Annotated in this window: 12 protein-coding genes and 1 pseudogene; 7 read left to right on the top strand and 6 right to left on the bottom strand. The window is 64.3% G+C overall.

All coding sequences use genetic code 11. From position 1 onward, the window contains the following. Window positions 1-293, top strand: a pseudogene (locus ACTG4J_RS04030) (serine O-acetyltransferase); the annotation flags it as partial. Window positions 294-394: 101 nt separating this feature from the next. Here the strand turns inward: ACTG4J_RS04030 and typA are convergent. Both typA and irr read right to left on the bottom strand, forming a co-directional pair. Next, a complete protein-coding gene (gene typA, locus ACTG4J_RS04025; RefSeq protein ID WP_439137313.1) occupies window positions 395-2212 on the bottom strand; it encodes a translational GTPase TypA in 1818 nt (605 codons plus the stop codon). Window positions 2213-2307: 95 nt separating this feature from the next. Next, a complete protein-coding gene (gene irr / locus ACTG4J_RS04020) occupies window positions 2308-2727 on the bottom strand; it encodes a Fur family transcriptional regulator Irr (protein ID WP_422239404.1) in 420 nt (139 codons plus the stop codon). 159 nt (window positions 2728-2886) lie between these two features. On the opposite strand from irr, the gene fabA reads away from it, so the two are divergent. The 3 genes from fabA (at window position 2887) to ACTG4J_RS04005 (ending at window position 5515) form a co-directional block, all read left to right on the top strand. Further along, window positions 2887-3396, top strand: a complete 510-nt coding sequence (fabA, locus tag ACTG4J_RS04015) for a bifunctional 3-hydroxydecanoyl-ACP dehydratase/trans-2-decenoyl-ACP isomerase (protein ID WP_439137312.1) — start codon at window positions 2887-2889, stop codon at window positions 3394-3396. Window positions 3397-3491: 95 nt separating this feature from the next. Then, window positions 3492-4721 (top strand): beta-ketoacyl synthase N-terminal-like domain-containing protein, encoded by a 1230-nt coding sequence (locus ACTG4J_RS04010; protein WP_439137311.1) that lies wholly within the window; start codon window positions 3492-3494, stop codon window positions 4719-4721. Between the two features lie 5 nt (window positions 4722-4726). Beyond that, entirely contained in the window at window positions 4727-5515 is a 789-nt protein-coding gene (locus ACTG4J_RS04005; protein ID WP_439137309.1) for an enoyl-ACP reductase FabI, read from the top strand. 57 nt (window positions 5516-5572) lie between these two features. Here ACTG4J_RS04005 and ACTG4J_RS04000 read toward each other — a convergent pair whose 3' ends face one another. Further along, window positions 5573-6001 carry an FKBP-type peptidyl-prolyl cis-trans isomerase gene (locus tag ACTG4J_RS04000; protein ID WP_439137307.1) on the bottom strand — a complete coding sequence of 143 codons (429 nt, stop codon included), beginning with the start codon at window positions 5999-6001 and terminating at the stop codon, window positions 5573-5575. Between the two features lie 166 nt (window positions 6002-6167). On the opposite strand from ACTG4J_RS04000, the gene ACTG4J_RS03995 reads away from it, so the two are divergent. From ACTG4J_RS03995 to ACTG4J_RS03985, 3 genes are read left to right on the top strand one after another with little or no spacing between them, the layout of a single operon-like run. Beyond that, window positions 6168-6854 (top strand): haloacid dehalogenase type II, encoded by a 687-nt coding sequence (locus ACTG4J_RS03995; protein ID WP_439137305.1) that lies wholly within the window; start codon window positions 6168-6170, stop codon window positions 6852-6854. Window positions 6855-6856: 2 nt separating this feature from the next. Further along, a complete protein-coding gene (locus ACTG4J_RS03990) occupies window positions 6857-7690 on the top strand; it encodes an alpha/beta fold hydrolase (RefSeq protein WP_439137303.1) in 834 nt (277 codons plus the stop codon). Beyond that, window positions 7687-8661 carry a threonine ammonia-lyase gene (locus ACTG4J_RS03985; protein ID WP_439137301.1) on the top strand — a complete coding sequence of 325 codons (975 nt, stop codon included), beginning with the start codon at window positions 7687-7689 and terminating at the stop codon, window positions 8659-8661. Before ACTG4J_RS03990 ends, ACTG4J_RS03985 begins: the two co-directional genes overlap by 4 nt. A 72-nt stretch (window positions 8662-8733) precedes the next feature. Here ACTG4J_RS03985 and ACTG4J_RS03980 read toward each other — a convergent pair whose 3' ends face one another. The 3 genes from ACTG4J_RS03980 to pcaD all read right to left on the bottom strand — a co-directional run. After that, window positions 8734-9963 (bottom strand): TCR/Tet family MFS transporter, encoded by a 1230-nt coding sequence (locus ACTG4J_RS03980; protein ID WP_439137299.1) that lies wholly within the window; start codon window positions 9961-9963, stop codon window positions 8734-8736. A gap of 46 nt (window positions 9964-10009) precedes the next feature. Further along, complete coding sequence (locus ACTG4J_RS03975; RefSeq protein ID WP_439137297.1) at window positions 10010-11344, bottom strand: lyase family protein; 1335 nt, start codon at window positions 11342-11344, stop codon at window positions 10010-10012. Beyond that, the coding region (gene pcaD, locus ACTG4J_RS03970; RefSeq protein ID WP_439137295.1) for a 3-oxoadipate enol-lactonase at window positions 11341-12002 on the bottom strand (662 nt) is incomplete at its 5' end. The genes pcaD and ACTG4J_RS03975, both read right to left, overlap by 4 nt.

The raw sequence follows: 12002 nt of genomic DNA, 5'->3' as shown, positions 1-12002 counted from the left end.
TCTCGATGCTGCATTCCGTGACACTGGGGGGCACCGGCAAGGAGACCGAGGATCGTCACCCCAAGATCGGCGATGGTGTCTTGATCGGCGCGGGTGCCAAGGTGCTCGGAAATATCCGTGTCGGCAACTGCTCGCGGATCGCCGCCGGGTCGGTGGTGCTGGAAGCGGTGCCGCCTTGCAAGACGGTGGCGGGCGTTCCCGCGCGTATCGTGGGTGAGGCGGGTTGCGATCAACCGGCGATGCGGATGGATCACCTGTTGCCGGGCGCCGGGTCGCATACCGCGACAACGTAAGGTTGGCGCGGTGCGCGTGAAGGCGCAGCCGATCAACTTCGAGCCATGAAAAAGCCCGCGTGACCCTTTGGTTGCGCGGGCTTTTTCATGTTCAGCCAGTATCAGCCAGCGCGTGACTGGCGCTTGCGCTCATGGGGGTCAAGGAAGCGCTTGCGCAGGCGGACCGCGTTGGGCGTCACCTCGACCAACTCGTCATCATCGATATAGGCGATGGCCTGTTCCAGCGTCATGGTGATCGGCGTGGTCAGGCGTACGGCCTCATCGGTGCCTGAGGCGCGCACGTTGGTCAGCTTCTTGCCCTTGAGCGGGTTGACCTCGAGATCATTGTCGCGGGAATGCTCGCCGATGATCATGCCGGTGTAGATCGGCTCCTGCGCGCCGATGAACATGCGCCCGCGTTCCTCGAGGTTCCATAGCGCATAGGCTACAGACACCCCGTTTTCCATCGAGATCAGCACACCCGCACGCCGGCCCTCGATTGGGCCCTTGAAGGGTTCCCATGCGTGGAAGACGCGGTTCAACACGCCTGTGCCACGCGTATCGGTCAGGAATTCGCCATGGTAGCCGATCAACCCGCGCGATGGCACCTGCGCGATGATGCGGGTCTTACCCGCACCGGCGGGTTTCATTTCCTTCAACTCACCCTTGCGCGGGCCAGTGATCTTTTCGATCACCGCGCCGGTGTATTCATCATCGACGTCGATGGTGACTTCCTCGACCGGCTCATGTTTGAGGCCGTCAATGTCCCGAAACAGCACCTGTGGGCGGGAAATCGACAGTTCGAACCCCTCGCGGCGCATGTTCTCGATCAAGACGCCCATCTGCAATTCGCCGCGGCCGGCAACCTCGAAGGCTTCGCCGCCGGGTGTGTCGCTGATCTTGATCGCGACATTGCTTTCGGCTTCTTTGTGCAGCCGCTCGCGGATCACGCGCGATTGCACCTTCTTGCCATCGCGCCCGGCAAGCGGGCTGTCATTGATGCCGAAGGTGACGGTGATGGTCGGCGGATCGATCGGTTGGGCATGAAGCGGATCATCCACGGCCAGCGCACAGATCGTATCGGCCACTGTCGATTTGGTCATACCCGCAAGGCTGACGATGTCACCTGCCAGCGCCTCTTCGATGTCTTGCTGGCTGAGCCCGCGAAAGGCCTGAATACGGGTCACGCGGAACTGTTCGATCTTTTCGCCCAAGCGAGAGAGTGTCTGCACCGTCTGGCCGACCTTGAGCCGGCCCGCCTCCACCCGCCCCGTCAACAGACGACCCACGAAGGGATCGGCGCCTAGTGTCGTGGCCAACATGCGGAAATCTTCGTTTTGCCGCGCGATCTGGCGTGGGCGCGGCACATGATTCACGATCAGGTCGAACAGCGCATGCAGATCTTTGCGCGGACCTGTCAGGGTGTGATCGGCCCAACCCGACCGGCCCGAGGCATACATATGCGGGAAATCGAGCTGATCCTCGTCTGCGTCGAGCGCTGCGAAAAGATCGAACACCTCATCGAGCGCGCGGTCGGGCTCGGCATCAGGCTTGTCGACCTTGTTCAGCACGACGATCGGCCGCAGGCCCAGCGCCAAGGCCTTGGATGTCACGAATTTCGTTTGTGGCATCGGCCCTTCGGCGGCATCGACCAACAGCACCACACCATCGACCATCGACAAGATGCGCTCGACCTCACCACCGAAATCGGCGTGGCCGGGGGTGTCGACGATGTTGATGCGCGTGCCTTTCCACTCTACCGATGTGGGCTTGGCGAAAATCGTGATCCCGCGCTCGCGTTCCAGATCGTTGCTGTCCATGGCGCGCTCGGCCACGGCTTGGTTGTCGCGGAACGCACCGGACTGCTTGAGAAGATTGTCCACGAGCGTTGTCTTGCCGTGGTCGACATGCGCGATGATCGCAATATTGCGGAGGTCCATGGGGCGCCTTTTTGGGGAATCTTTAGGGTTGGCCGAGCCGTTACAGGCTCGGGCCAGCTTTGGCTAGGCCGAAACGCACCGATGATGCGATCCGCTCAGGCTTTCTTGCGCAGACGGATCACGACATCGAGCTTGGCGATCTCGTATCCTTCGGGAATTTCGGGCAGGGTGCGGATCTGAAGCTCTGCCGCCGGAGCATCGATCAGATGGCCGCTATCCTCGAAATGGAAATGGGGATGGTCGTCCATGCGCGTGTCGAAATAGCTGCGCGATCCGTCAACGGTAACCTCTTGCATCAGCCCCGCATCGCAAAACGCCTTGAGCGTATTGTAGACCGTTGCCAGAGACACACGGTCGCCCGTCGACAATACCGCATCATGCAACCCTTCTGCGGTGACATGGCGGTTATGCCCGTCGCCCACCAACAACGCCGCGAGCGCCAGCCGTTGGCGTGTCGGCCTGAGATCGGCCTGGGCGAGCCAGCCTTTTCCGCGTTCCAGCGCTTCGGGTGTCATGGCGTTGGTCTTTCCTGAGCGAGACAGACATATATTGGGGCTTTTGTCCGGCTGTTTCAATCGCAAAGCGACCAAGCCCTTGCCCTTGCGCGGCGCCAAGCCGGGGTGCTAGACCGGGCGGACCGGTGCGAGGGCCGGCAAAGATACCTGTGGGGGGACATGGCAGACTATCCGACATCCTTTGATCGCGATGCACTGTTGGCCTGTGCGCGCGGCGAATTGTTCGGGCCGGGCAATGCCCAACTGCCCGCCCCGCCGATGCTGATGATGGACCGCATCACGTCGATTTCCGAGGATGGCGGCGAACATGGCAAAGGTCATGTTGTGGCCGAATTCGACATCACCCCCGATCTGTGGTTCTTCGATTGCCACTTTCCCGGCAACCCGATCATGCCCGGATGCCTTGGCCTTGATGGGCTTTGGCAGTTGACCGGTTTCAACCTTGGCTGGCGCGGCTGGCTGGGGCGGGGCTATGCGCTGGGCGTGGGCGAGGTGAAGCTGACGGGGATGGTGCGCCCGGATCGCCGCATGCTGACCTATTACGTCGATTTCACCAAGGCGATCCAGACCCGTCGCCTGACCATGGGCGTGGCCGATGGCAGGGTGGAGGCCGATGGCGAAACCATCTATCTGGTCAAGGACATGAAGGTGGCGCTCAGCGAAAGCTGACACTGCGCACGCCCAATGGCTGCCATGCTATTGGGTTGCGCCATTAGGGCCGCTGTCCTACACAGTTTTCGTCTTTGGAAAGGGAGAGCGCGCACATGCGCCGCGTCGTCGTCACGGGATTGGGCATCGTCTCGCCCATTGGAAATACCGCCGCCGAGGTGGAGGCGTCCTTGCGCGCTGGCCGCTCGGGGATCGAGACGCATGCGGATATGGTCGAGCATGGCTTTCGCAGTCAGATCGCGGGTACGCTCAAGATCGACCCTTCCGAACATATCGACAAGCGCGCGCTGCGCTTCATGGGGCCGGGGGCGGCTTATGCCCATATCGCCATGGGCCAAGCCATCGCGCATGCGGGGCTGACCGAGGATCAGATCGTCAATGAACGCACGGGGCTGATCGCGGGCTCTGGCGGGCCTTCCACCTCTGCCATGTTCGCCGCCCATCAATCTGTGCTGGCCAGCGGCGCGACAAAGCGCATCGGCCCCTTCGCCGTGCCGAAATGCATGTCCTCCACGATCAGCGCCAACCTTGCCACCGCCTACAAGATCAAGGGCATCAACTATTCCATCACTTCGGCGTGCTCGACCTCGCTCCACTGCATCGGGGCGGCGGCCGAACAGATCATGCTGGGCAAGCAAGATGTGATGTTCGCAGGCGGCGCCGAAGAGCTTGACTGGACGCTCTCGTGCCTCTTCGACGCGATGGGCGCGATGTCCTCGAAATACAATGACACGCCGCAAAAGGCATCGCGTGCCTTCGATGCGGGACGCGATGGTTTCGTGATCGCGGGCGGCGGCGGCATCGTTGTGCTCGAGGCGCTCGATCACGCGCTGGCGCGCGGCGCAAATATCTTGGCCGAGGTCACGGGTTTCGCCGCCACCTCCGACGGGCATGACATGGTCGCGCCAAGCGGTGAGGGCGGCGAGCGCGCGATGCGTCTTGCACTCCAAACCCTGCCCACGGGCCGCCGCGTCGATTACATCAACGCCCATGGCACCTCGACGCCCGTCGGCGATGTGGGCGAGGTGCAGGCCGTGCGCCGCGTTTTCGGTGAGGGCACGACCCCGCCGATATCTTCGACCAAATCCATGACCGGCCACGCTCAGGGCGCCGCAGGCGCGCTGGAGGCGATCTTTTGCCTTTTGATGCTGCAAGGCGATTTCATCGCGCCTTCGATCAATGTCGAACATCTCGATCCCGCGCTGGCACCGGCGGAAATCGCCACAGCCCCGCGCGAGAAGGCGGGCCTCGACACGGTGATGACCAATTCCTTCGGCTTCGGCGGCACCAACGGTTCGATGCTTCTCAGCCGCTATCACGGGTAACGATCATGGCACAGTTGATGACGGGCAAGCGCGGGCTTGTGATGGGGGTCGCCAACGACCGCTCGATCGCATGGGGCATCGCATCGGCGCTGGCCGCGGAAGGGGCGGAGCTGGCCTTTTCCTATCAGGGCGAAGCCTTTGGTAAACGGGTCGAGCCGCTGGCGGCCTCGGTCGGTTCGGATTTTCTGGTTGATGTCGATGTGATGGATGACGCAAGCCTTGATGCCGCTTTCGCCGCCCTCAAGGCTCGCTGGGACAAGATCGATTTCCTCGTCCATGCGATCGCCTTTTCGGACAAGAACGAGTTGACGGGCCGTTTCATCAACACCAGCCGCGAGAATTTCCGCAACTCGCTGACGATCAGCTGTTTTTCCTTTATCGATGTCGCCCGCCGCGCCTCGGAACTGATGCCCGATGGCGGCTCGCTCATCACGCTGACCTATCAGGGCTCGAACCGCGTGACGCCCTTCTACAACGTGATGGGCGTAGCCAAGGCGGCGCTTGAAAGCTCCGTCCGCTACCTCGCTAACGACCTCGGCCCGCAACAGATCCGCGTCAACGCGATCAGCCCCGGCCCGATGAAAACGCTCGCCGGTGCGGCCATCGGCGGCGCGCGCAAGACCTTCAAGACGACCGAGGCAAACGCGCCGCTGCGCGCCAATGCCACGCTCGAGGCGATCGGCGGCACGGCGGTCTATCTCGCCTCCGACTACGGGGCCTGCACCACCGGCGAGATCGTTACCGTCGATGGTGGCTACCATGTCCTGGGCATGATGCAGCCCGAGAACATGTAAGATAGAGGCCGTGGGCCGGGCTTCAGCCCGGCACCACGCCCATTTTCTCGCAGAACTTCAGGCGACGCTCACCACCTCGACCGCAAAGGTCAGCGCCTTGCCCGCCAGCGGGTGATTGGCGTCGAGCGTCACGGTCTCATCGGTCACCGCCGTCACCGTCACCGGCATCATGGAGCCGTTTGGCGTCTGCATCTGAAGCGCCGTGCCGGTATCAAGCGGGATGTGATCGGGGATCATCTCGCGCGGCACATCTTGCACCGCCTCTTCATGACGCGGCCCATAGGCCTGTTCGGCGGGAATGGTCACGGTCTTGGACTCACCTACTGCCATGCCTTCCAATGCGGCTTCCAGACCTTGGATGATCTGGCCCTCGCCCATCTGGAAGGTCAGGGGATCACGCCCTTCGGAGCTGTCGAACATGCTGCCGTCATCGAGCGTGCCTGTGTAATGGATCGATACGGTGCAGCCTGCGGTGGCTTGGGTCATGGTCTTGGCCTTCCTGTCTTGTATCATGTTTTGCGACATGCCCTGCATGGCCGCGTCTCGGGTGCCACCTTAGGGCAACGGACCCGTGGATGAAACCCGCGCGGGTAGCAATTGCCGCCGCCGCCCAGCCATGCCAGTGTCGCGACCACGCCTATGGGGGGACCGGATGGGCCAGATCACGACCTGTATCTTCGATGCCTATGGCACGCTCTTCGATGTCAACGCCGCCGCCCGTGCTGTCGCCGCGATGCCGGGGCAGGGGGCTTTCGCCGGCATTTGGGAACAGATCGCCGCCGATTGGCGCGCCAAGCAGTTGCAATACACATGGCTGCGCACGCTGACGGGGGCGCATTGCGATTTCTGGCAAGTGACGCAGGACGGGCTTGATTGGGCACTCGAGCGTGCGGGCCATCAAGACCCCCCATTACGCGCTCAGCTTCTGGATCTTTACCTGACCCTGCCCGCCTACCCAGAGGCGGCGGGGGTGCTGGCTGCGCTCAAAAAAGCGGGCATCTCAGCCGCGATCCTGTCCAATGGCAGCCCCGATATGCTGGCCGCCGCCGTCACCTCGGCCGCGCTCGGCGATCTGCTCGACGATGTGCTGAGCGTCGAGGATGTGGCCCGCTTCAAACCGCATCCTTCGGTCTATGATCTGGTCGGCGCGCGTTTCGGCACGACGCCCGATCAGGTGCTTTTCGTCTCGTCCAATGGTTGGGACATCGCGGGGGCCGCGGCCTATGGGTTCCAGACGATCTGGATCAACCGCGCGGGCGACCCGGTCGACCGCATGCCGGGCCGCCCCGACCGTATCGCGCGGGATTTGACGGCGGTTCCCGCCCATTTGGGGATTTGAGAATGGAACATTTCACCACAGCGGATGGTTTGCGCCTTGCCTATGATGTGACCGGCGAGGGGCTTCCGCTGCTTTGCCTGCCGGGTCTGACGCGCAACATGGAGGATTTCGAGCCGATCTGTGAGGCCTTTGGCCATCGCGCGCAGGTCATCCGCATGGATTTTCGCGGGCGCGGCGCGTCGGATTGGGGCGATCCGGCGACCTATCAGGTGCCAGTCGAGGCGGGCGATGTCATCGCGCTGCTCGACCATCTCGGGCTTGATCGGGTGACGATCCTTGGCACCTCGCGCGGCGGGTTGGTGGCGCTTGTGCTGGCGGCCATCGCGCGGCCCCGCATTGCGGGTGTCATCTTCAACGATATCGGCCCCGAGATTATGCCCGAGGGGCTGGCCTATATCATGGATTACCTTGGCAAACCGCCCAAGTTCCGCACCTTGGCCGAGGCCGCCGCCGCCCTACCGCGCCATTACGCGCCTGCATTCCGTGATGTGCCTGCGGAAAACTGGGCCGCCCTTGCCCGCCGTATCTACCGCGAAGAGGGGGGGCAGCTTGTCAACCGCTACGACCCAAAGCTACGCGAGGCGGTGGCGCCTGCCTTTGCGCCGGGTGCCGTCGCCCCCGACCTCTGGCCCTTGTTCGACGCGCTGGCGGGTGCGCCCTTGGGCCTGATCCGGGGGGCGGGATCGAACATCTTGTCGGCGGAAACAGCGGGCGAAATGTACCGTCGCCGCCCCGACATGGAATATGCCGAACTGCAGGATCGCGGCCATGTTCCCTTCTTGGATGAACCCCCGGTCTTGGCCGTGATCGAAACCGTGCTGGAGCGCACCCTATGACCGATATCACCTTGATCGAAGCAGCCCAAACCCGCGCCAAGGGCGTGGTGCGCGAGACCCCGCTTTTGTCCTCGCCCTTTCTCGACGAGATCGCGGGCCGCAAGGTTTTCGCCAAGGCCGAGGTGTTGCAGCACACGGGCAGCTTCAAGTTCCGGGGCGGCTGGTCGGCGGTTTCGGCGCTTGCGCCCGAAGAACGCGCCAAGGGTGTCTTGGCCTTTTCCTCAGGCAATCATGCCCAAGGCGTGGCATATGCCGCCGCTTTGCATGGCGTGCCGTCCATCATCATCATGCCACGCGATGCGCCCGCGCTGAAGATCGAGAACACCCGCGCGCTAGGCGCCGAGGTGATCCTTTACGATCGCGCCGGCGGCGAGAAGCGTGAAGAGATCGGCGCGCGCGTGCAGGAAGAGCGCGGCATGTCTCTGATCAAACCCTTCGACGATGTGCAGGTGATTGCGGGCCAAGGCACCTGTGGGTTGGAGATCGCAGCGCAAACATCCGCGCTGGGCATCATGGCTGGCACGGTGTTGACCTGTTGCGGCGGTGGTGGCCTGACCGCGGGGATCGCATTGGCGCTCGCGGCGCATGCGCCCGGTCTTGGCGTCCGGCCGGTCGAGCCCGAGGGTTTCGACGACACCGCGCGGTCCTTGGCGGCAGGCGAGCGCACCGGCCATGGCCGCCCCGAGGCCGGGTTTTGCGACGCGATCCTGACGCCGATGCCGGGGGTTTTGACCTTTCCGATCATCAAGCGGCTGTGCAGCCCCGGCATCGTCGTGACCGAGGATGAGGTGCGCGAGGCGATGCGGCTGGCGGCCTCCCGGCTCAAGCTGGTGGTGGAACCGGGGGGTGCGGTGGCGCTGGCGGCGGCGCTCTTTCATGGTGCCGAATTGGCCGACGGCCCGGTGATCTGCACGCTTTCCGGCGGCAATGCCGATCCGGGCGCCTATGCGGCGATCCTTGCTGGCGGTTGACCTTTGCCCCATGGCGCGCGGATTGAGCCGTGGGGATCTGCGTATTTTTGGAAAGATGAAGGCGCGGGCCTGTTACTCTGCCGCGCCGGGGGAAGGTGCGGCGCGGGGCCTTGTGCCCATGTAGATTGCAAGCGCGCCCGCCATCAAAACCGCTCCCAGCAAGAACGGCGCGCCGGGCAGGCGGGGATCGGCCCCCTCTCGCGTGAACCAGAAAAAGGCCTGTGTCATCATCAGCGGCGACAAGATCATCGAGAGCGCAGCGATGGAGGAGAGCACGCCTTGCAATTCGCCTTGTTGCTCGGGCCCCGCGGCGCGGCTCATCACGCCTTGCATCGCGGGCGCCACGATCGCGCCCACCGCCGAGATCGGGATCAAGATCCAGATCATCCAACCTTGGGTCGCTATCCCATAGGCCAAAAGGCAGGCGGTGTTCAGGATCAGGCCCCAGAAGACCGCGCGCCCCTCGCCCAGACGGGGCAGGATGGCGCGGATCAGCCCGCCTTGGACCACGGCGATCGCCACGCCGTAAGCAGCCAAGGACAGCCCCACCATATGGGTGTCCCAGCCAAAGGCACCTTGGATGTAATAGGCCCAGACCGCCGGATAGGTGAAATTGGCGATCTGGTAGGCCAGCATCACCGCCAACAACGGGCCCACGCCGGGCAGTTTGCGCACCGATTTCAGCGCCCCCGCCGGGTTGGCGCGGCGCCAGTCAAAGGCGCGGCGGCGCTCATGCGGCAGGCTTTCGGGCAAGACGAACCAGCCAAAGGCGAAATTGGCCGCCGCAAGGCAGGCTGCCGCCACAAAAGGCGCGCGCGGATCAAGCCCGCCCAAAAGCCCTCCGATCACCGGTCCAAGGATGAAGCCCATCCCAAAACCCGCTGAAATCAAACCGAAATTCTGCGCCCTCTTCGAGCCATCGGTGATGTCGGCCATATAGGCCAGCGCCGTCGAATGGGTGGCCGCCGCAATGCCAGCCACGATGCGCCCCGCAAACAAAAGCCAGATCGTGCCCGCCACCGCCATCACGACGTAGTCGAGCGCAAGAACCCCCATCGAAACTAGCAAAATGGGCCGTCGCCCGAAGCGGTCGGAGAGGTTGCCGATGAGCGGCGAAAAGCCGAACTGCATCACCGCATAGACCGCCGAGAGCATGCCGCCCCAAAGTGCGGCGTCCGCAAGGGATGCGCCGCGCACTTCGCGGATCAGATCGGGCATCACAGGCAGGATCAATCCGATTCCCATCGCATCAATCGTGACTGTGATCATGATGAAAAGGACAGGCAGGCGCCGGGGGGCCATGATGGTCTTTCGTCGGGTCAGGTGGGTGTCAATCTAGATTGACACTTTACCCTTGTCCATCCGCCATCGCGCGGGCCGCCTTGGCAAAGGCGCGCGCCTCATCGGGGGCGGTGCCAAGGGTCGCGCGCCCGGCGAGCGGTGGCAGGGCCAGCGTGGGATGGGCGGCGGCCACCAGATCGGGCAGGGGGGTGGCGTTGGCCTTGGCGGCAAGCGCCAGCCGTTTCACCTCGGCCTGTGCTTCGGGGCGGGGCATGATCCCTGCCAAGGCGAAGCTCAGGGTTTCCGCATGGATCAGCCCCAAGGTGTCGGCAAGGCGCGCGGCCATAGTGGCGCGGTCGGCGGTGATCTGGGCGGCGATCTCGGCCAAAAGCGCCGCCGATTTGCCCGCGGCCATCACCAGACCCGGCAGCATCAGCCATTCGGTGAACCACGCCGCGCCATCGCGCGCCTCGGCATGAGCGGGGGCTGCGAGGGTTGACCCCTGTGCCGTGCCGAAGCGGGCCAGCGCGACCAACACGCTTGGGGCCACCGGGTTTTCCTTTTGCGGCATGGTGGAGGAGGCGCCACCGCCCGACAGCCGCACCTCGCCCACATCCGAGCGCGTCAGGATCAACAGATCAGCGCCGGGTTTGGCCCCTGCACCCGTGACCGCAAGGCAGGTTTGCGCCAGTTCCGTGATCAGCCCGCGCTCGGCATGCCAACTGCGCCCGGGGTCGGTGAGACCTAGGGCCTGTGCCAACCCCGCGCGGATCGCCGCCGGATCAGGGCCAAGCATCGTGCCTGTGCCGCCCGCACCGCTGAGCGATACGGCCAGCTTTGGCGAAAGCGCGCGCAGCCGCTCCAGCGCGGCGATGACGGACCAGCCCCAAGCAGCCACCAGCGCGCCAAAGGACGACGGCACCGCCACCTGCCCATAGGTGCGGGCGGCCATCGGCGTTTCGGCTTCTGCCTCGGCCAGATCGGCCAGTGCGCCGAGCGCCCGCACAAGCCGCGCCTCGATCAGTGCCAGCGCCTGACGGGCGCGCAGCATCAGGCCGGTATCCTGAATATCCTGACTGGTGGCCCCCCAATGCAGGTAGGCCGCATGTTCGGGTGCCTCGATCGCCTTGCGCATTGCGGCGACCAACCCCGGTACGCTCACGCCGTTCTCGCCGACGCTTTGGGCCAATCCGCTTGGGTCGATCTGGATTTCCATCGCGGCGCGCTGCAGAAATGCGCCCGAGATTTCGGGGATCACCCCCGCTTTCCCCTGCACCGATGCCAGCGCGCCCAGAACCAGCATCATCGCGCGGACCTCGGCGGTGTCTGAGAAAAGCCGCGCAAGCTCTGCATCGCCGAACAGGCGCGCATGGATCAGGCTGTCAAACGGGCTGGCACTCATGCCGCGCCCTCGGCATGGCCGATATCACGCAGGAAGCTGTTGAGATGCCCTGCGAATTCCTCGGGCTTCTCGACGCAAGGCAGATGCCCCGCGCCCCGGATCAGCGCGTAGCGCGCGCCGGGGATCAGTGCGGCCAATTCCTGCAACAGATCGGGCGGCGTCGATCCATCCTCGGACCCCGCGATCACCAGCGCGGGCAGGCGCAGCTTGGCGGTGCTGGCGTAGAAATCACTGCCCGCGATCGCCGCCGAGCAGCCCGCATAGCCCGCGGGCGGGGTGGTTTCGACCATGCGCCGCCACGGGGTCACCGCTGGGCTCTCGCGGAAGGGCTTCGAGAACCAGCGCGTCATGATCGCATCCGACATCGCGGCCAGACCTTGGGTCTCGACCATCGCGATGCGTTCCTCCCACATGGCGCGGGTGCCGATCTTGGGGGCGGTGTTCGACAAGACCACCGCACGGATCAGGTCAAGCCGCTTGGCGGCCAGTCCTTGGGCGATCATGCCGCCGATGGAAAGACCAACGAAAACGCAATCGCGCACGCCCAATGTGTCGAGTAGCCGCTCAGCATCATGGATCAACGCGCCCATGGCGTAAGGGGCGGGCGGGCAACTCGACAGCCCATGACCGCGCTTGTCATAGCGGATGACGCGCAGCC

It is taken from the genome of Roseicyclus sp., from assembly GCF_965662675.1.
Lineage (GTDB): Bacteria > Pseudomonadota > Alphaproteobacteria > Rhodobacterales > Rhodobacteraceae > Roseicyclus.
This window is presented reverse-complemented; position numbering and strand designations above follow the sequence as displayed.